Below are 20,832 nucleotides of genomic sequence, written 5' to 3' on the forward strand. Positions count from 1 at the left end.
ATGACATCCATGTGATTCGCCGTTTCCAGTCTGGAATTTGGAAACGCCAAAGCAACTGCACATGAGTAACCGTATGAGTCGTATGAGGAGTGACGATGGGTACTGAGGTCATGACCGATAGCGTGAAGGAGCGTGGCATTTCGGATCGCGATGCTGTCGATGGCATTCTGGTCGAGAAGCGCGACGGCCGGATCGTCGATTTTGATCCCGTCAACATCATGAACGCCATCGAAGCCGCCTTCAAGGATGTCAAGCACGAGGTCAGCCCTGAGGATCGCCAGCAGATCCGGGATATGGCCCTGACCGTCCAGTCCGAGATCACCGATCGCTACACCAACCCGGTCAAGATCGAGGACATCCAGACCTTGGTCGAGCATGCCCTGGTCAATGCCCACCTTTACGAGATCGCTCGCTCCTATACCTCCTACCGTCTTGACCGCGACATTCAGCGGGCCAAGGCCACCGATGTCAATGAGGCCGTTCACCGCCTGACCAGCAAGGACGAGACCCTGGTGCGTGAAAACGCCAACAAGGATGCCAACGTCTACGCCACCCAGCGTGACCTGCTGGCCGGCGCGGTCTCCAAGGCTTCAGCCTTCGCCATGCTGCCCAAGGATGTCTCCAACGCCCACATGAAGGGTGACATCCACTTCCATGACGCGGATTACTCACCCTTTACGGCCGAGACCAACTGCTCACTGCCTGACTTCGGCGACATGCTGGCCCACGGTTTCGAGCTGGGCAACGCCATGATGGACTCGCCAAAGTCCATCGGCACGGCTGCCACGCAGATCACCCAGATCATCAAGGACATCGCCGGCTCCCAGTACGGCGGCCAGACCGTCAACCGTTGCGACGAGATGCTGGACAAGTATGCGCGTCTGGACTACAAGAAGAACTATTCCATGGCTGAGGCCGTTCTGCCGGACGAGGAGCCCATCGACGTGGCCAAGGAGGTCGTCCGTGGCCTCAAGGCCCGGGAAGCTGATTGGCTGCACCTGGACGATCGTGCTCCCATCGGTGAGGACGCCCCCTTCGATCTGGACGCCCCGCAGATCGTTCGGCTGCGTCAGGTCTACGCCAAGATTCTGACCCGCAAGAACATCTACGATGCCATGCAGACCATGGAGTATCAGATCAACTCCAACCGCGTCTCCAACGGGCAGACCCCCTTCGTCACCGTGGGCTTCGGCCTGGGCACCTCCTGGTTCGCCCGGGAGATCCAGCGGGCCATCTTCCTGATCCGCATCCGCGGACTGGGCAAGGATCGCCACACCGCCATTTTCCCCAAGTTGGTCTTCACCATCAAGCATGGTCTGAACGCAGACGAGGGCGATCCCAACTACGACATGAAGCAGCTGGCTCTGGAGTGCTCGACCAAGCGTATGTACCCTGACGTGGTCTTCTACGAGAACCTGATCAAGATCACCGGCTCCTTCAAGGCCCCCATGGGCTGCCGCTCCTTCCTGCAGGCCTGGACCAACCCCGAGACGGGCGAGGACGAAGAGGACGGCCGCATGAACCTGGGTGTCGTCACCGTCAATATCCCTCGCATTGCCCTGGAATCCCGCGGCGACAAGGATCGTTTCTGGAAGATCTTCGACCAGCGTATGGAGGTGGCCCACCACGCCCTGCAGTTCCGCATCATGCGCTGCAAGCAGGCCACGCCCATCAATGCTCCCACACTCTACGAGTACGGCGCCTTTGGCAGGCTGAAGCCAACCGACAGCGTTGACACCCTCTTCCGCAACAGCCGCGCCACCGTCTCGCTGGGCTACATCGGCCTTTACGAGGCCACTAGCGTCTTCTACGGCAAGGACTGGATGAAGGATCATTCCTGGGATCCGGAAGGCAAGGAATTCGCTCTGAGCATCGTGCGCCGGATGAACCAGCTCTGCAAGCAGTGGGAGAAGGCTGAGGGGTACCACTATTCGGTATACTCCACCCCGGCCGAGTCGCTGACCGACCGCTTCGCCCGGATGGACAAGGAGAAGTTCGGCGTAGTCGACGGCGTGACCGACCACGACTTCTACACCAACAGTTTCCACTACCCGGTCTGGCTGCGGCCCACTCCCATGGAGAAGCTCAGCTACGAGCGCGACTTCCCCTACCTGGCCTCGGGCGGGTTCATCAACTACTGCGAGTTCCCCTCCATGCAGCAGAACCCCAAGGCCCTGGAGGCGGTCTGGGATTACGCCTATGACATCGGCATCGGCTACCTGGGCACCAACACCCCCATCGACCACTGCTTCGTCTGCGGTTATGAGGGCGATTTCGAGCCCACCGAGGAGGGCTTCAAGTGCCCTGAGTGCGGCAACGATGACCCCGACAAGTGCAACGTGACCAAGCGCACCTGCGGCTATCTGGGCAACCCCGTCCAGCGGCCCATGGTCCACGGCAGGCACGAGGAGATCGCCCACCGTGTCAAGCACATGGAGGGTGAGACCGGCCACGTGGTCCTCAAGGATGGATCCACCAAGGAGTGGTTCGACGACAAGGCCGAATAGGCTCTGAAAAGACGCAACCAATGGCGGGCCGGGCAGTTTGCGGCCCGCCATTGTCATGAGGAGGACCGTATGACGGACAAACAGGGGGCCATGAGAAAGACAGGCGGCCACCGTGACTTCGCAGCTGATGAACAGGGGCGCGGTCCTGGGGTTCCCTCTGTGTTGACCAACAATCCCAGGGCCGGCCAGTGGGACGGTCGTCGGCTCAGCCGGGGAATTGTGGCGGACTACAAGCGACTGGTCATGACCGACGGCGAGGGGATCCGCTGCTCCCTCTACGTCAGCGGATGCCCCTTCCGCTGCCAGGGTTGCTATAACGCATCCATCTGGGACTTCGGTGCCGGGCACCCCTATACCCAGCAGCTTGAAGACCAGATCATCAAGGATTTGTCGCTGTCCTATGTACAGGGCATCACCTACCTGGGCGGGGAGCCCCTGCTCAACACTCCTATGCTGCTCGGCCTTTCGAAGCGGATACGGCGTGAGTTCGGCCACGAGAAGGACATCTGGTGCTGGACCGGCTACACTTGGGAGGAACTGAACCGGCCGGGGGAGACCCCGGACAAGGCCCAGCTGATCTCCTATCTTGATGTGCTGGTGGATGGGCGCTATTTGGAGAATCGGAAGAACAGTCTGCTCCAGTTCCGGGGCTCGGACAACCAGCGGATCATTGACGTACCGCGGTCCCTGGAGCAGGGCCAGGTGGTCATCTGGCCCAAACTGCATGACCAGACCAGGTTCATCCCCGAGACCTACAGCAAGGACCGGCAGCAGGAGCAGCAGCGGGGCTGATACCGGCTCCTGCTCTGAATTGGTCTACGTCGCCTTGCCGGGGCACAATGGGTGTCATGACTGATGAGCATGATCATGACGCCAAACCCGACCTGCCCAAGGATCTGAGGGTTCGCTTCTGCCCTTCGCCGACCGGCACCCCGCATGTGGGCATGGTTCGAACCGCCCTCTTCAACTGGGCCCAGGCCCGGCACTCGCACGGCACCTTCGTCTTCCGCATCGAGGACACCGATGCCCAGCGGGACAGCGAGGAGAGCTACCAGCAGATCCTGGAGGCCCTCAAGTGGCTGGGGCTGGACTGGGACGAAGGCGTGGAAGTAGGCGGCCCGGATGCCCCCTACCGGCAGTCCGAGCGCGGCGATATCTACCGCGATGTGGCCCGGCAGTTGCTGGATGCCGGCTACGCCTACGAGTCCTACTCCACCGCCGAAGAGATCAAGGAGCGCAACCTGGCCGCCGGCCGTCCTGCCGCTTTCGGCTACGACGGCTACGACCGTGACCTGAGCGACGAACAGCGCCAGGCCTTCCGTGATCAGGGTCGGCGACCCGCCCTGCGCATCCGTATGCCTGACGAGGACATCGCCTTCGACGATCTGATCCGCGGACATATCGAATTCAAGGCCGGGTCCGTGCCCGATTATGTGATCGTGCGTCCCAACGGCGATCCTCTCTACACCTTGACCAATCCGGTCGATGATGCCCTGATGCGCATCAATGTAGTCCTGCGCGGCGAGGATCTGCTCAGCTCCACCCCCCGGCAGATCGTCCTCTACCGGTACCTGATGAAGCTGGGCATAGCCCGGGCTATGCCCCTGTTCGGGCACCTGCCCTACGTCATGGGTCAGGGCAAAAAGAAGCTGTCCAAGCGTGACCCCGAGTCCAACCTCTTTCTGCACCGAGAGCATGGCTTCATTCCCGAAGGCCTGCTCAACTATCTGGCCCTGCTGGGCTGGTCCATCGGCCCAGACCGGGATGTCTTCTCCATGGATGAGATGGTTGAGCACTTCGACATCCGCGACGTCAAGGCCAATCCGGCCCACTTCGACATCGACAAGGCCGTGGCCATCAATGCCGAGCACATCCGCATGCTGGAGCCACAGGACTTCCTGAACCGTTCCCTGCCCTACCTCAAGCGAGACGGGCTGGTGAGTGCCGAGCGCTGGCAGGACTTGAGCGGTCGGGAGCAGCGGATTCTGAGTGCTGCCGCCCCCCTGGTCCAGCCTCGCGTGCGGCTGTTGGGCGAGGTCTCCGGCATGGTGGGCAGTCTGCTCAGCCAGGATGAGTACCTGGAACCCGAGCCGGATGCCCGCAAACAGCTCAAGGATTCCGCTGGGCAGGTTCTGGACCTGGCTATCGCCGCTCTACAGGGGGTGCCTGACCAGGACTGGAAGACCGATCACCTGCACAACCTGCTCACTCAGGCGCTGGTGGATGAGGGCGGATACAAGCCCCGTCTGGCCTTCGGCCCGGTCAGGGTGGCGGTCTCGGGAAGACGGGTCTCGCCGCCTCTGTTCGAGTCCCTGGAGATCCTGGGTAAGAGTACAACACTCCGAAGGATGTCTAACTTGCGCCAAAACCTCTGAGCGGGTATATTTCTTTTTTGTTGTGCTACTGACCTGCTGAACCGGGTTCGTACGCGGCGAAAAGTGAAGCCCCCGTCGTCTAGCGGTCTAGGACTACGCCCTCTCACGGCGCCAACACCGGTCCAAATCCGGTCGGGGGTACGACATGTGGCAACCGTCCAAGCGGTTGTCGCACAGCCAATTGGGGTATGGTGTAATTGGCAACACAGGTGATTCTGGTTCATCCATTCTTGGTTCGAGTCCAGGTACCCCAGCGATAGAGATATGAGATCCTCAGGAGCGGAACATCGACACGGTGTTCCGCTCCTTTTGTTTACGGATTACCATAGGTTCTAGGAATGCTTCTGGTTTGCAAAGCGGCGGCCAGCGGTATCCACGAGAGTTGCTCACGGTGTGAGCAAGCAAACAAAAAGAGGAGGCCCGGCAGACCGCTATGTCAGAGTTTCCGATGATGGAATCTGATACTTTGAGCATAGAAGCTTGAGTGAGGAACCCAATCATCGGCTGATCGGGCTACATCACCCGGTATATGAATCATTGTACGATTTTTTCGGTAAAGGTGTGTGATTATGACGACAATCATGGTGTTGGGAGCTGGTTATGCGGGTCTTCGCGTGGTCAAGAAGCTGGCCCATGCAAAGACCGATGCCCATATAGTCCTGGTCAATAAGAACGAGTACCACTACGAGTCCACCCAGCTGCACCAGGTGGCGGCAGGAACCAAGGAGCCGGCGGATGTGGTCTTCGACCTGCGCAAGTCCCTGCCTGATTCGGTGGAGCTGATTATTGACAAGGTGGTTGGCATCGATCAGGACAACCGCAAGGTCAGCCTGGAGCATCACGATCCTCTGTCCTATGATTACCTGGTCAACGCCCTGGGCTTCGAGTCCGAAACCTTCGGCATCAAGGGGGCCGATGAGTACGGGTGGCCTCTTGTTGATGTGGACACCGCTCTGGCGGCCCGCAAGAAGCTGGAACAGACGTTGGCCCGCTACCAGACCAGCCATGATCCACTGGATCTGAGCATCGTGGTCTGTGGCGCTGGCTTCACCAGCATCGAGTACCTGGGCGAGCTGGTCTACCGTCTGCCTCAGCTCTCAAAGCGCCTGGGCTTCCCCATGGATCAGGTCAAGGTGGACTGCATAGAGGCCTCGCCCAAGATTCTGCCCATGTTCAGCAAGGACCTGGTCGACTGGGCTGTGGATTACCTGCGCAAGCGGGGAGTTAACTTCCACACTTCGACTCCTATCACCGAGGTCAAGCAGGATGCTGTGGTCTCCAATGACCAGGAGTTCAAGGCCCACACGATCATTTGGACGACGGGTGTGCGTGGGAGCCACGTTATTGCCGATTCCGGGTATAATCAGAAGCGTAACCGTGTAGTGGTCAGGGATGACCTGTCGGTGGAGCAGCATCCAGAGGAGTTCCTGGTGGGTGATGTCAGTGCCGTTCCCGACCCCCAATCGGGTCGGCTCTACCCAACCACTGCACAGATTTCGATGGCCCAGGCTGATACCGCGGCTGCGAATGTCCTCGCCAGAATGCGGGGGCAGGAGCCCCAGCGGTTCACCTTCCGGAGCCTAGGGACCGTGTGCTCTCTCGGTCCTCACGATGGGGTTGCCGAAATCGACCGTATGGGCACGCTGAAGCTCAAGGGCAAGGTGGTCTCGGTCCTGAAGTGGATCGTGAACGAGCGGTCGGTCCTGGAATTGGCTGACGTGCGTACCATGTTGGAGAGCAACTGAACCAGCGTCTCAAGGGACGTAAAGGGCTAGACGACGAGGGAGAGGAGGACGAACATGATTCAGGTCATGTGGAAGCGGCGCATGTTCGTCCCGTCCCAGCCTCGGATTGGATCGTTCTGGGCGACGATGGCAATCGGCCCTGCGTCCATCGATATCATTGACTACCTCCTGCTCCTCCTCATTCCGGCGAAGACCGTGGCCGATTGTGGCCTCCGTCGGGATGGTGGAGGCCCCCGTGCCCGTGCACGGATCGGCAGGAGCGAGAGGAGAGTGGCATTAGCATGAGTTTTCTACAAGGTTTGTGGTTCTTTGTCATCGGCCTGCTTTTTGCGGGATTCCTTCTGCTTGAAGGATTCGACTTCGGCGTTGGCATGGCTACCAGGTTCGTGGCCCGCGACGGTGATGAGCGCGCCACTTTCATGAGGGCCATTGGCCCCCACTGGGATGGCAACGAGGTCTGGCTGATCACCGCCGGCGGCGCTATGTTCGCCGCTTTCCCGCTTTGGTACGCCTCCCTCTTCTCGGGGTATTACCTTCTGCTCTTCCTGGTGCTGGTCTCCCTGATTCTGCGTGGTGTTTCATTTGAGTTCGCCTCTCATGCACTGACCAGCCGTGAGCGTGGTGTCTGGCAGTGGGCCAACTTTATAGGCTCGCTCTTTGCGCCATTCTTCCTGGGCATGATGCTGACCAGCCTGATTCAGGGCATCCCCATGGATAAGAACGGCGATGCCTGGCCCGGGTTCTTCGACGTGTTCAACTGGCTGTCCGTGGTCGGTGGCATTGCTGTCGTCTTCTTCAGCTTCGTTCATGGCCTACACTTCCTGAGCCTGAAGATGGGCGTCATGGATTCCCGCCGGATGCTCAACGTCAGCGAGAAGGCCTACTGGATCGCCTATCCGGCCCTGGTTGTCTTCGTGCTTCTGGCCATCTTCAACACCGACTTCTACAAGGCTCGTCCGCTGTCCACTTGGTTGATCACCGTCATCATCCTGGCATCGGTTATTGGAGGCCACGTTGCCGTCTTCAAGAAGCACGGCGGCTATGCCTTCACCTGCTCAGGCATCACCCTGATGGCCATCATCGCCTTCATCTTCAACGGGCTCTTCCCGCGCGTGATGATCGCTGATGATCCGGCTCACAACCTGCTGATTCAGGACGCCTCAGCCTCACCGCTGACCATGAAGATCATGACCGTGGTGCTTTGCATCTTCCTGCCCATCATGCTGGCCTACTTCATCTGGAGCTACTTCATCCAGCGCAAGCGGCTGGACACCGATGGTGCCCATTTGACCTCGCCTGTGGCCCCTTCGGCCACCGCGGCTGAGACCGTCTGAAAATTACAGGAGGCAGGGGGGCAGTGCTGGCAGGACCGGAGCGCATCCGGAGGATAATGCATTGATTGACAAAAATCTCTTCCGTTTCGACGGAGTCCGGTCCACCTTGGGCTTGCTGGCCGCACTGTCCCTGCTCCAGGGAATAGGCGTGGTGGTTCAGGCCTACGGTTTGACCTTGGCTCTGGTGCGTATTTGGCACCTTCAGAACCTCAAGGTGTTGGTGGTGCCGGTACTGATCTTTGTGGCCGCCTACACATGTCGACAGCTCTGCGATGTGGCCAAGGATCGTTGTGCCACCGACCGTGCCGACGCCATCGTGGCCGAGCTGCGACCCAGTATTCAGGACAAGGTCTTCTCGCTGGGGCCATCGGCTCTGGCTCGGCGTGGCACGGGCTCGGCCGTCACCATGTTGGTGGATGGGCTTGATGAGGTGCGCACCTACGTACTGACGGTTCTGCCAAAGATGATGGATCTCATCTTCATTCCATTGATTGTCCTGGTTGTGGTTTGGACTCAGGATGCAGGTTCGGGGCTCATCCTCCTGCTCATGCTGCCCCTGCTCATCTTCTTCATGGTCATCCTGGGTCTGGCAGCCAGGGATCGCTCCAGCCGTCAGTATGCCCAATTCCGCAAGCTCAACACCAGGTTCATGGATACGGTGCTTGGTCTGCCGACCCTGAAGATGCTGGGCATTGATAAGGAGTACGAGGACGAGATCTATTCGGTCTCGGACCGCTTCCGCAAGAGGACCATGAGCGTTATCCGGGTGGCTATGACCTCCACCTTTGCTCTGGACTTCTTTGCTACCTTGGCCATCGCCATCATGGCCGTCTTCTTGGGCAACAACTTGATCAACGCCAAGGTGGAGCTCTTTCCAGCCCTCTTGGCCCTGATTCTGGCTCCTGAGTACTTCATGCCCATCCGCCAGTTTGGGGATGATTTCCACGCCACGCTGAACGGCAAGAATGCCTTGGACGATATTGCGGATATGCTGGCCCAGCCTGAGCCCAAGCGCTTGGAGGAACTGGACTGGTCCGGGTGGAAGGAAGACAGCCACCTGCACCTGGAAGGAATCGACTTTGCCTATCCTGGCCCCAAGCCGGTAGAGAGCAATGCTTCAGCCGGGGCGCAGATGGATGCCATGGCTAAGTCCGAGAGCCAAAAGACCAGCAAGAAGAGCCGCAGGCCCAAGTCACCCAAGGTTCATGGCGGTGATAGAGGGGCGGTCTCGGCTGAGTCCGGTTCTACAGCACCACAAGGAGCTGCAGTCGAGGCTGTCGCGGATTCACCGATCAATGGGTCTGAGGAGGGTTCGGAAGAGCAGCCTCTGGCACTGAGCGGCCTGGACTTCAACCTGCATGGTTTTTCCAAGGTAGCCATTGTCGGTCGTTCCGGAGCTGGCAAGTCCACGCTGATGGATCTGCTGGCCGGCTTTGATCAGCCCAAGGCGGGCACCATCGATCTGGATGGTCATCAGCTGGAGCATTGCAACGTGGCGGCCTGGCAGCGGCACATCAGCTACATTCCCCAGAACCCGTTCATCTTCCACGGTACTGTGGCCGACAATATTCGCTTCTACAACCAAGAGGCAGACGATGCCCAAGTGGCCCGCGCAGCTGATCGGGCTGGACTGACCGACTGGCTGAAAACATTGCCCGACGGTCTGGGCACTCAAATCGGTGAGGGTAACCGCGGCATCAGTGGTGGCCAGGCCCAGCGAATCGCCCTGGCCAGGGGCATCCTGGATCCCTCACGCGAGATTCTGTTCTTTGACGAGCCCACGGCACACTTGGACATCGAGACCGAATACGACCTGAAGCAGACCCTGCTGCCCATCATGGACGGGCACCTGGTAGTCCTGGCCACCCATCGTCTGCACTGGCTGGCCAACATGGACTGGGTGATCATGCTGGAGCATGGACGAATTGTGGCCCAGGGCGATCCGCACGAGCTGATCGGTCAGGGCGGACCATTGGATGCGCTGATCGATGAGATGGGAGGGAACCAGATTGCCGACTACCAGCAGGACTGAAACCGCCGGAAGAGACGACATGGGATCGTCGAAGACCTCCCGTCGCGGTCGGGGGCTGTCGGGCTATATGCATATCTGGCACCGGGACCATTGGTTCTGGCCCTACCTTCGACAGAATAAGGGGCTGCTTGCCCTGATCTTCTTCCTGGGGACCATCACCTTCGTATGCGCGGCCGGGCTGATGTTCACCTCCGGCTTCCTGATCAGCAGGTCGGCCCGCCACCCCTTCAACATCTTCGCCGTATACGTGCCGGTGGTGCTGACCAGGGCCTTCGGCATTGGGCGGCCCACATTCAAGTACCTGGAGCGCATCAAGAGCCATGACTGGGTGCTCCGGGTGGTTTCCAAGCTTCGGGTTCAGCTCTACCGCACCCTCTCGCAGGACGCAGCCTTCCTGAACGAGCATGAACGCACGGGCACGGTTCTGGGCATGCTCTCGGACGACCTGGACCATCTGGAGAACTTCTACCTGCGTACCATCTTCCCCACGGTCGTGGCCTACATGATGTGGGTGGTCGTCACCATCGCTGTAGGCGTCTTCTCCTGGCTGACCTCGCTCCTGCTCTTCCTGCTTTTCGCCCTGATCCTGATCCTGGTACCGCTGGTCTCGCTGGCTTATTCAGATGGGCGCTATGACATGGAGAAGGCACGGCGGCAGGATCAGTACACGGCAGTGACCGAGAGCTACATGGGCCTGGGCGATTGGGTAATCACCCGCCGTCGGCGCCGCTTCGTGGACACGGCGTCCGGTGATTTCACCGACATCGCCACCGGCCGCAGAGAGCAGAAGCGATTCGAACGCTGGCGCAACTGCGGCATCCAGATGATTTTCGCCCTCATGGTGGTAGCTCTGATTGTTGGAGCCGACCTACGCATGACCAGCTCCACATCCATTGCTGACTTCGCGGCAGCCGTGGTCTTGGCGGTTTTCCCCCTGGTCGACTGCTTCATCGTGGTCTCCCAGGCTGTGGCTGAGGTTCCTCTTTATACTGACTCGCTGGACCACCTGAATGATCTGACCGAGCGCGTCGAGTCCCGGCGGATTGAACCGAGTGCCCAGACCAGGTTGGAGGGGCCGATCAAGTCAATCGTCTTCGACCACGTCAGCTTCTCCTATGGTCCTGATGACCCCCTGCTGTTGGACGACTTCAGCCTGCGGATCGAAGGTGGCCAACGTGTGGCCTTGCTCGGTCCCAGCGGGGAGGGGAAAACAACGGTCCTTCAGCTGCTCCTGGGCGATCTGCGCCCCACCAGTGGCCGCATCCTGATCAATGGGATACCGGTCGATGCCTTGCAGGATCAGCGTCCAGAACTCTTTGGCTACCTGAACCAGCAGGCTTTCCTCTTCAACACCACCATTGCCTCCAATGGGCGTCTGGGTGCTCCCCAGGCCGATGACGATCAGGTTCGTCAGGCCTTGAAGGCTGTGCAGCTGGATCAGGTCGTGGATGACATGCCCCAGGGAATCGACACGCCGGTGGATGAGGCCGGCGGCCGACTTTCAGGTGGCCAGCGTCAGCGTCTGGCCCTGGCTAGGATTGTGCTCAAGCGCACGCCGATCATCCTTCTGGACGAGCCCACCATCGGTCTGGATCCCATAACCGAGCGGCGGCTCATGGCCATGATCTTCAAGGTCAGCCAGGATCGCACCCTTCTTTGGGTGACCCACCACCTTCAGGGGCTGGAGGAGGCCGACCAGGTAATCTTCATGCAGGATGGTCATATAGCCATGCAGGGTCGGCCTGTTGATTTGTACCATGAAAACGCCCGTTTCCGTGAACTTTATCGCATGGACGTCTCGGACGTGGACAAGGGTGCCGGTCAAGGGATATACTCAAAGAAGCAGTCAGATTCAGATGGACGGAACCCTGTTGAATGACCATCAGGCTGTTTCCCGAGCAATGAATTTTGCACGGTTGTCGGGTCGCCGATCTTGGCGGATGGCTTCCCGGCCGGTCACCGTGCGCCGTCGGTTCATGGACTGGACGGCATGGAAACCGGAGCCCGAGGAAGCGACCAGGTGGCAAAGTCGGGGAGAGCTGAAGGTTCTCGTGGGCACAAGCCTGGTCATATCTGAATCCGTCCGGATTCGACCCGTGTACCCGCGCCCGACGAACCCTGCAGAGATTGGGAGGAACGATGTTCACTGTATTGGGATTGTCTAGATTCCAGTTCGCCATGACGACGATATTCCACTTCTTCTATGTCCCTATGACCATCGGTCTGGCCCTGGCGGTCGCCATCATGGAGACTACCTATGTTGTGACCAAGAAGGATGTCTACAAGAAGATGACCATGTTCTGGTCCAAGATCTTCCTGCTTTCCTTCGCGGTCGGCGTGGTCACCGGCATCATCCAGGAGTTCCAGTTCGGCATGAACTGGTCCAACTACTCCAGATTCATGGGTGACATCTTCGGTGCCCCTCTGGCCATTGAGGCCCTGCTGGCCTTCTTCTTGGAGTCTACTTTCATCGGCGTGTGGATGTTCACTTGGAATCGGTTCAAGCCGGCCGTGCATGCGGTTTTCATCTGGCTGACCTTCCTGGGTTCCTCCATGTCGGCCATTTGGATTCTGGCTGCCAACAGCTTCATGCAGCACCCGGTCGGATTTGAGATTAACCAGGCCACCGGCCATGTGCGGCTGCGCAGTTTTGGTGATGTCATATCCAATCCCCAGCTGTGGATTGAGTTCCCCCACGTCTTCTTCGCCGCCGTCTGCACAGGGGCCTTTGTGGTCATGGGCTGCAGCGCTTTCAGCCTGCTGAGGATGCATATGGGGAATAAGGACCAGGCCGTGGCCGCTGTCGAGGCCGACTCTGAGAAGCAGGCCAAGGTCAACCTGTTCACCAAATCCATCCGTCTGGCCGCTCTGCTTGGGCTTATCGGTTCCATCTGCGTGATCACCTACGGTGATTTGCAGGGCAAGTACATCGTGACTGATCAGCCCATGAAATTGGCTGCCACCGAGGGCATCTACGAGGACACCGGTGATCCCGCTCCCTGGAATGCCGTGGCTCTGATCAACGAGAAGGACCATAAGATTGAGGGGTCCGTTGAGATTCCCGGAGCCATGTCACAGCTGGCTTACGGCAAGAAGACAGGCGCCGTCAAGGGCATGAACACCGTCAACAAGGAGCTGCACGAGAAGTATGATGCCAAATTCGGCAAGGACATGAACTACTACGTGCCGGTTACCACCCTATTCTGGGTCTTCCGTCTGATGGTCGGAATTGGGTTTGCCTTTGCCCTGATATCAGCATTGGTGCTCTGGTTCACACGGAAGAAGAAGAACACCCTGTTCACCACACGCTGGAAGCTCTGGATCATGGGTATCTTTACCTTCGCTCCCTTCGCTGCGACGACCAGTGGCTGGCTGGTGACTGAGCTTGGTCGCTATCCATGGCTGGTTTACGGTTATCAGACCATTGCCGATGGCGTTTCACCCACCAGCACGGTGCCGAACCTGCTCTTCACCTGCATCGTCTACTTCCTGCTCTTCCTGGTTCTGGGCGGAGTCATGATCTTCTACACCAGGAGAACCCTGCACCAGGGACCCTTCTACAAGCCGGATGACGGCAATGGGCCGCAGACTGCCAAGGTGCATGGTGCACCGGCTCGGGTAGCCTTGGCCTGATGGTCGCCTGACCTCAACCCTTCCTTCCCCTTCGGTAAATCCCCCGCTTCGGACCGTATGGTTCGGAACGGGGGATTTGCTGTCCTAGGGTGTTTGCCGTCAGCGGCAGTCAGCGTAAAGCAATACCAAACAAGGAACGGGGGGGTTTCGATGTGTATTCGGAGTATATCTGAAACCGAACTAACCGCACTCGTTCAGGTTTGACCGAACCGGTTCAGTCGTGCGAATTCGGTCAGACCTGGGCGGTTAGCTTGACTGTAATCCGCTGCAATAGATTACGTACGCCTTTGTCCATGGGAGAGTCCTCTAGGCTGTCCGCAGCCCGTTGCAGATAGTCCTTGGCGGTTTGCCGGCTGCCCTCCATCAACTGGGGATGAGCTCTGAGGTAGTCGATCACCCGGTCGGGATCGTCTTGCTGCACCAGTGTTCTAAAGTTCTCGTCCTCCTGGAATCCGAGTAGAACCGGCAGAGTGTAGATTCCGTCGCGGATATCCTCCAGCTTGGGCTTGCCAGTGTCACGATCCAGATCAAAATCGTTGATATCGTCGATGATCTGGAAGGCCATGCCTAGATTGCCGCCGAAGTCCCTGGCGGTCTGCTCCAAGGCCGAGTCAGTTGGCTGGCCATCAAGGCGGATCCCGGTCAGGCAGGCCAGGCGGAAGAGGGCTGCGGTCTTGCCTGAGATGGCTCGGTCGTAATCGTCAATGGTGATATGCGTGTGGTGGCGGTCTGACTCCTGGTAGAGTTCGCCGCCTACGATTTCGCAGACTGTACCGGCCTGCTCGCGGATAAAGGCTGTGTCAGGAGCGATTGAGGCCATGATCTCCATGTAACGCGAAAGGATCAGGTCTCCTAGGTAGATGGCGGCCTTGTTGCCCCGGATGGTGTGGACCGTGGGCTTGTTGCGGCGGATGGGGGCGTTGTCCAGAACGTCGTCATGGACCAAGGTGGCCAGATGAAGCATCTCGATGGCGGCGGCGCCGGTGATGACGGTATCGTCCAAGTGCCCTTCGAACTGTGCCCCTGCCCGGGCGAAGAGAACCACCATGGCGGCGCGAATCATCTTGCCGTGGTTATCCAGCAGACGACGGTAATCCTCCTGATAGGGTGCCACATGAGTACGCTCCTGGTGCAGGCGGTCGACAACCCGCTCAAGATCCTTGCGCAACAGGAGCTCTTGTCCTTCTGCCATGGAGGTACGCTCCCTCTATCTCGTTAAGAACCGCAACGTATCCAATATACCAAGACCGGAGCCGGGTCTGAAGATTGTCCGCCCGGACCTGGCTGTCGTCGTAACCACTGTGGTCAAGCTAACATCGGGGTGTTGCCGTGCTGTAATGACGCCGAGGCCTGAATCCGGTTCGTAAGGGGGCTGCACAGATAGCCCTAGGAGCGAAGCCGGGTGAAGTAGGCTAGACGTATGAGTCAGCATAACCACGCGGATCAAGTCTCCCCACAAGGCGGCGAGGGAGAGCATGATCGATCGCTGTCCGTTTCGGCCCGGCTGGGACGACTTCAGTTCCATTACTCGGGCAAGTTCAGACTTCTGCAGCTGGCCGACGTCCAAGAGGGCCCCAAGGTCTCTCCGGACACAATCAGACTGATAGGTGCGGCTTGCGATGCGGCAAAGCCCGATCTGGTGGTCTTCTCGGGCAACCAGGTAGCCGGTTACGACACAGCCTACGAGCGCACCTTCCGTAAGAGGCGCTGGAGCACCCCCTTGGACGGCATCTATTCGGCTGGTCTGAGCATGGGCGGCGCTCTGGGATTTGGGGGAGCCTCCCTGAAGCGCTCTTCCAGGCCTCAGGATGGTCAGGCAGCCGGCGACCGTCGGGAACCAGACCGCAGGGATGCCGAGCGTGTACGTCAGCAGAACATCAAGCACACCGAGGATCTGGTCCGCAGAACCGTTGGTCTGATCACCGGCCCGTTGGTTGAACGCGGGATTCCCTTCGTCGTCACCTATGGCAACCATGACTTCCAGTGCGGGCTGGACACCGATCAAATGGATGCCATCTATCGGGAGATGCCCGGTTGCCTGAACCCCGAGGCTACGGTCGCCCATCCTGATCGGGTCCATGCGCTGATCGGGTCGGCCCTGCCCTCCCAGACGGCCTTCGTCTGCGCTCCGGGCACCTTCGCGTTGCCTGTGGCGGATTGCGACGGTCATGGGGTGGTCATGGGATTGGTCCTGCTGGACTCTGGCGACTATGCCCGGTCAGGCGGCTATGGCTCACCGTCGGCCCAGGCCCTCGACTTTCTGGCGGCCGCTCCCGATCTTCTGGGTAACCGATCCATAGTCTTCCAGCACATGCCCATTCCCCAGTTCTATGATCTGCTCAAGCCGGTGCCAGCCACCACAGCCTATGCGGTTCAGGGCTACCGAAGTTTTGACTCACGTTGCTACATTCTGGACGAATCGCGTACCTACCCCGGCTCCTACCTGGGCGAGGGAGTCTCCTGTCCGGATGAGGACAGCGGCGAGTATGACCTGCTGACCCGGAATCGCGGCTATTTTGCCCTCTTTGCCGGGCATGACCATCGCAATGGCTTTGTCGGTCGTAGTGGGGATCTGATGCTGGGGGCCACGCCCACATGCGGATTCGGCTCATACGGGCCGGTGCCCAGCAAGAGGGCGGCACGGCTCTTTGAGTTTGACATCCGCCATCCCCATCATCCTCGCACGCAGCTCCTGGAGTTCGGGCAATTGGTAGGGCGGCCAGGATCCCACAAGGTCTATACCTTCGCCATGAGCCATGTGCCGACCTCTACCGGGGACGCGGTGAACCTCTTGCGTCGGCCGGGGTTCTTGGCGGGTGGACTGACGGCCCTGGCAGGGCTGATTGCCTCCTGGGGCTCCACTCGGCGACGGTAAGGCGGCGATAAGAGCCAGGAATGCGCTCAGACTCGGCGACGGGCGGGGGAAGAGGCTCGCAGCAGGGCTTCGGTCAGATATTTGCCGGCGGCCATGACCAGGGGGGCGTAGCGCCTTCCCGGCGTGGTGGACATGCGATTGACCGGCCCGGAGATGGATATGGCGGCCATGACCTGCCCGGATCCATTGCGGATGGGGGCTGAGATGGAACAGACGCCTTCTTCACGCTCGTTGATGGATTCGGCCCAGCCGCGCTTGCGAACCGTGGCCAGGGTCGCTGCATTGAATTTGGCGTGTCGCAGACCCTGATGGAGGCGCTCAGGTTCCTCCCAGGCCAGCAGAATCTGTGCAGCCGACCCGGCCTCCATGGACAGCAGGGCGCCTACGGGGATGGAGTCGCGCAGGCCCGAGGCGCGTTCCACTGCAGCGATGCAAACCCGGACCTCCCCTTGGCGGCGGAAAATCTGGGCTGACTCGCCCGAACGGTTAAGCAGTGTATGCAGGATGGGCCCCGAGGCGGTCAGCAGTCGATCCTCGCCGGCGGCAGCGGCCAGCTCGGCGAAGCGGGATCCCAGGACGAAGCGGCCATGTGCGTCCCGCAGCACGAAGCGGTGGCGCTCCAAGGCGATGGCCAGTCGGTGGGCTGTGGGTCGAGCCAACCCGGTTGCGTTGACCAGCTGGCCCAGGGTCATAGGCCCAGTCTCCAGGGTATCCAGAATTCGCACCGTCTTGTCCAGAACGCCGACGCCCGAATGAATCTCCTCCTGATGCATGTTCGGATCATTTGTGGAGGGGTATCTGTCGTCGTCGTTCATAGAAGGTGTGTCCATGGTTGAATTATGCCATCTCAGTATATGAAATGCAAAAGTTCATAACGGTTGGGCAGTTCCATACTCGGTGGTAAGAGGCCGGCGGGGTGCCGATGAGGCTGGTGCCCCGACCGGTCGTAGGTTTTCAGGAGGCGATATGGGACGCACAATGGCGGAAAAGGTCTGGGCCGATCATTTGGTCAGAAAGGGCCAGGGAGGCGAGCCCGATCTGATCTACATCGATCTGCAGCTTATGCACGAGGTGACTAGCCCACAGGCTTTTGAGGGGCTGCGCTTGGCAGGCCGGAAGATCCGTCACCTGGATCAGGTCATCGCCACCGAGGATCACAACACCCCCACCAGCGACATCGATCGGCCCATCGCCGACAAGGTATCGGCCCTGCAGATCTCCACCCTGGAGCGCAATTGCCGCGAGTTCGGGGTCCGTCTGCATCCGTTGGGGGATGCCGACCAGGGCATCGTCCACGCATTTGCGCCGGTCCTGGGACTGACCCAGCCCGGCATGACCATCGTCTGCGGCGATTCGCATACTTCGACCCACGGGGCCTTCGGGGCTCTGGCTTTCGGCATCGGCACCTCCGAGGTGGAGCATGTTCTGGCCACCCAGACCCTGAGCCTGAAGCCTTTCAAGACCATGGCCATCACCGTCCGCGGCCAGCTCAAGCCCGGCGTGGGCGCCAAGGACGTCATCCTGGCTGTCATCGCCAAGATCGGCACTGGCGGCGGCCAAGGGCACGTTCTGGAATACCGGGGTGAGGCGATTCGGCGTATGTCCATGGACGCGCGCATGACCATCTGCAACATGTCCATCGAGGCCGGGGCAAGGGCCGGGATGATCGCGCCGGACGAGACCACCTTTGCATACTTGGAGGGCCGGCCGCATGCCCCCAAGGGGGCCATGTGGGATCAGGCTCTGGACTACTGGCGGACCCTGCCCACCGATCCGGATGCAGTCTTCGACAAGGAGGTCATCCTGGATGCCGACCAGCTGACTCCCTACGTGACCTGGGGCACCAACCCCGGACAGGGCCTGCCCATTGGCGCCGATGTGCCTGTGCCCGGAAAGATCGCCGACCCGGCCAAGCGACAGGCAGCCCAGGAGGCCATTGACTACATGGGTCTGAAGCCGGGGATGCCCATCCGGGACATCGCCGTGGACACCGTCTTCATCGGTTCCTGCACCAACGGGCGCATCGAGGATCTTCGTGCGGCAGCGGCCATCATGAAGGGGCATCACAAGGCCAAGAACCTGCATCGTGTCCTGGTGGTTCCGGCTTCTTCGCGAGTTCGCATTCAGGCCGAAAAAGAGGGGCTGGACCGCATCTTCGAGGACTTCGGAGCCGAATGGCGCAACGCCGGCTGTTCCATGTGCCTGGGTATGAACCCCGACCAGCTGGTGCCGGGGGAGCGCTCCATCTCCACATCCAACCGCAACTTCCAGGGTCGTCAGGGCAAGGGCGGCAGGACGCATCTGGCCTCACCCGAAGTGGCTGCTGCGACGGCCATCAGGGGAACCATCTGCTCCCCGGCCGATCTGTAGGCCCATCAATCATTCGTTATTGTCATCGCCATCCAGCAGGCAGGAGGTCATCATGGAGCCACTTTCCGTTGTCACCGGGGTCGGAGTGCCCTTGCGCCGCTCCAACGTCGACACTGATCAAATCATCCCCGCTGTATTCCTGAAGCGGGTGAAGAAGACCGGCTTCGAGGATGCGCTCTTCTACGCCTGGCGAAGGGATCCGAATTTCGTGCTCAACCGGCCCGAATATTCAGGTGCCCGCATTCTGGTGGCCGGGCCGGACTTCGGCATCGGCTCCTCGCGCGAGCACGCGGTCTGGGCTCTGCGGGACTACGGCTTCCGCGTGGTCATCGCCCCCCGCTTCGCCGACATCTTCTATGGGAACACCGCCAAGAACGGAGTCCTGGCTGCCATCATGCCCCAGGAGTCAGTGGAGTTGCTCTGGAAGCTCCTGGAGGAGGACCCTGGTACCGAGATGACCGTGGACCTGGGCGCTCGCACGGTCACCTGCGCGGATGTGACCCTGCCATTCCAGGTAGACGACTACGTGCGATGGCGGCTCATGAACGGCTATGACGACATCGATCTGACCCTGCAGCATGAGGATGACATCCGTGCCTATGAGCGCATGCGGGCTGAGCGCTTCCCCTTCAAGCCGCGTACCCTGCCGGCCCAGCACATGCCCGAAGAGCCGGTCACTTCAGCCAGGGAGGGTCAAATCGACTGGCCTGGACCCCTGGCTGACCGCGGCATCATCTGACCGACGGGCCGTGAGTCCTCATATAAGAGTCATTTGCTCCCTCTTCGTTTACCATGGAATTGGCAGCCATTGGTCGCCTATGACCGGTTGGCAAGTGAAGAGGAGCGGTTATCATGAGGCACAGCAGCGGCGATGTGCACGACTGGGGCGTTAGACGGGCAGTGAATACCCTAAGTGCTTTTGCCTTCATCTACGTGGCTATTGAGACTCTAGCGGGCCTTTTGGGAGCCAAGGTGGTTGTGCCTGCGCTCTTCCCGCACGCTTCCAAGGCACAGATCAACGGGCCTCTGGGGGATTGGACAGTGGCCACTTCCGTAGTGCTGGCTCTGCTGTTTGCCTTGATTAGCCAGTGGCCGGTCATCGTAGGCCAGGAACGACATGGCCAGGATCAGGTGCAGTGGGTCACTGCGCGCCGATTCAGCCTTTTGGCCTTGATTATCGCCTTGGCCTGCTTCTTCCTCAGTCAGCTGGTGGCCGGGGTAGCCAACTCCGGGCTGACCGCCGTTCTGTCCAGTACTGGGCTGCATCCGCCGTCCGCACCAGGTGATGGAGGCATGGAAACGCCGATCATGCTCTTCTATGGCATTCTTTTGGGGCCCTTTGCCGAGGAGCTGGTCTTTCGCGGGGTCATCATGAACGGTCTGCGCCGCTTTGGCCGAGTCTTCGCCATTATTACTTCTTCCCTGCTTTTCGGTTTCATGCACGGCTCCTTGGTCCAGGGTCTGTTCGGTTTCATTTCCGGTCTGGTTCTGGGCTATCTGGCCATGGAGTACGGGCTGATCTGGTCCCTGCTGGTGCACATGCTCAACAATGCTTTCTCTTCAGGCCTGCTGGCCAAGTACATGCCTTTGGCACCTGAGGTGGTTCGCATCGGCCTGGGCTTTCTCATGATCCTGGTACTGCTGATTGGTGTTATCGGGCTGTTGTTCAAGATCAGGACTCTCCGTGATTACTGCCGCAGCAATCGTGCTCCCAAGGGAATCTACGCTTCCTGGCGGGCGCCCTGGTTCCTGCTCTTCTGCCTGGCATGTCTGCTGATGGCTCTGAGCGAATTCGTACCAGGGCTGGCCTGACCAGACAGTCGATGGCGCCGGGCCATTGTCGGGATTCTGTCGAAGAAGGGCGGGGTCGGGCTAGACTCGGACATGTAGTGTTGTGATATGAACGTGGGGAAAGGTTCGTGTCGCTGGACGCCCTTGACGGTCGTACGGTAGTGCATGAA

14 protein-coding genes and 2 tRNA genes are annotated in these 20,832 nt (G+C 59.9%); 14 read left to right on the forward strand and 2 right to left on the reverse strand.

Annotated features, from left to right (window positions below):
• Window positions 1–110: 110 nt before the first annotated feature.
• The 10 genes from nrdD to CI601_RS03775 all read left to right on the forward strand — a co-directional run bounded on the left by nrdD (window position 111) and on the right by CI601_RS03775 (window position 13,626).
• Complete coding sequence (nrdD, locus tag CI601_RS03725) at window positions 111–2,507, forward strand: anaerobic ribonucleoside-triphosphate reductase (RefSeq protein WP_034524928.1); 2,397 nt, start codon at window positions 111–113, stop codon at window positions 2,505–2,507.
• 69 nt (window positions 2,508–2,576) lie between these two features.
• On the forward strand, window positions 2,577–3,299 hold the full coding sequence (gene nrdG / locus CI601_RS03730) for an anaerobic ribonucleoside-triphosphate reductase activating protein (RefSeq protein WP_121914348.1): 723 nt from the start codon (window positions 2,577–2,579) through the stop codon (window positions 3,297–3,299).
• 56 nt (window positions 3,300–3,355) lie between these two features.
• Complete coding sequence (gene gltX / locus CI601_RS03735) at window positions 3,356–4,882, forward strand: glutamate--tRNA ligase (RefSeq protein ID WP_121914349.1); 1,527 nt, start codon at window positions 3,356–3,358, stop codon at window positions 4,880–4,882.
• A gap of 68 nt (window positions 4,883–4,950) precedes the next feature.
• Window positions 4,951–5,023, forward strand: a tRNA-Glu gene (locus tag CI601_RS03740).
• 41 nt (window positions 5,024–5,064) lie between these two features.
• A tRNA-Gln gene (locus CI601_RS03745) sits at window positions 5,065–5,136 on the forward strand.
• Window positions 5,137–5,451: 315 nt separating this feature from the next.
• Window positions 5,452–6,627, forward strand: a complete 1,176-nt coding sequence (locus CI601_RS03750) for an NAD(P)/FAD-dependent oxidoreductase (protein WP_121914350.1) — start codon at window positions 5,452–5,454, stop codon at window positions 6,625–6,627.
• Between the two features lie 281 nt (window positions 6,628–6,908).
• Window positions 6,909–7,961 (forward strand): cytochrome d ubiquinol oxidase subunit II, encoded by a 1,053-nt coding sequence (cydB, locus tag CI601_RS03760; RefSeq protein WP_121914352.1) that lies wholly within the window; start codon window positions 6,909–6,911, stop codon window positions 7,959–7,961.
• A 61-nt stretch (window positions 7,962–8,022) separates the two neighbouring features.
• A complete protein-coding gene (locus CI601_RS03765; protein WP_259465301.1) occupies window positions 8,023–9,993 on the forward strand; it encodes an ABC transporter ATP-binding protein/permease in 1,971 nt (656 codons plus the stop codon).
• A 19-nt stretch (window positions 9,994–10,012) separates the two neighbouring features.
• Window positions 10,013–11,872, forward strand: a complete 1,860-nt coding sequence (gene cydC, locus CI601_RS03770; RefSeq protein ID WP_121914353.1) for a thiol reductant ABC exporter subunit CydC — start codon at window positions 10,013–10,015, stop codon at window positions 11,870–11,872.
• 260 nt (window positions 11,873–12,132) lie between these two features.
• Complete coding sequence (locus CI601_RS03775) at window positions 12,133–13,626, forward strand: cytochrome ubiquinol oxidase subunit I (RefSeq protein ID WP_121914354.1); 1,494 nt, start codon at window positions 12,133–12,135, stop codon at window positions 13,624–13,626.
• Window positions 13,627–13,858: 232 nt separating this feature from the next.
• On the opposite strand, the gene CI601_RS03780 is transcribed toward CI601_RS03775, so the two are convergent.
• Window positions 13,859–14,818, reverse strand: coding sequence for a polyprenyl synthetase family protein (locus CI601_RS03780; RefSeq protein ID WP_121914355.1), 960 nt, complete (start codon window positions 14,816–14,818; stop codon window positions 13,859–13,861).
• 228 nt (window positions 14,819–15,046) lie between these two features.
• On the opposite strand from CI601_RS03780, the gene CI601_RS03785 reads away from it, so the two are divergent.
• A complete protein-coding gene (locus CI601_RS03785) occupies window positions 15,047–16,501 on the forward strand; it encodes a serine/threonine protein phosphatase (protein WP_121914356.1) in 1,455 nt (484 codons plus the stop codon).
• Between the two features lie 26 nt (window positions 16,502–16,527).
• Here CI601_RS03785 and CI601_RS03790 read toward each other — a convergent pair whose 3' ends face one another.
• A complete protein-coding gene (locus tag CI601_RS03790; protein ID WP_172636696.1) occupies window positions 16,528–17,274 on the reverse strand; it encodes an IclR family transcriptional regulator in 747 nt (248 codons plus the stop codon).
• Window positions 17,275–17,467: 193 nt separating this feature from the next.
• On the opposite strand from CI601_RS03790, the gene leuC reads away from it, so the two are divergent.
• From leuC to CI601_RS03805, 3 genes are all read left to right on the forward strand, one after another.
• Window positions 17,468–18,871 carry a 3-isopropylmalate dehydratase large subunit gene (gene leuC, locus CI601_RS03795; RefSeq protein WP_121914357.1) on the forward strand — a complete coding sequence of 468 codons (1,404 nt, stop codon included), beginning with the start codon at window positions 17,468–17,470 and terminating at the stop codon, window positions 18,869–18,871.
• Window positions 18,872–18,923: 52 nt separating this feature from the next.
• A complete protein-coding gene (gene leuD / locus CI601_RS03800; protein ID WP_110412409.1) occupies window positions 18,924–19,610 on the forward strand; it encodes a 3-isopropylmalate dehydratase small subunit in 687 nt (228 codons plus the stop codon).
• 113 nt (window positions 19,611–19,723) lie between these two features.
• Window positions 19,724–20,683, forward strand: a complete 960-nt coding sequence (locus CI601_RS03805; RefSeq protein WP_121914358.1) for a CPBP family intramembrane glutamic endopeptidase — start codon at window positions 19,724–19,726, stop codon at window positions 20,681–20,683.
• Window positions 20,684–20,832 lie beyond the last annotated feature (149 nt).

It is taken from the genome of Bifidobacterium sp. wkB344 (assembly GCF_003688305.1).
Lineage (GTDB): Bacteria > Actinomycetota > Actinomycetes > Actinomycetales > Bifidobacteriaceae > Bombiscardovia > Bombiscardovia mizhiensis.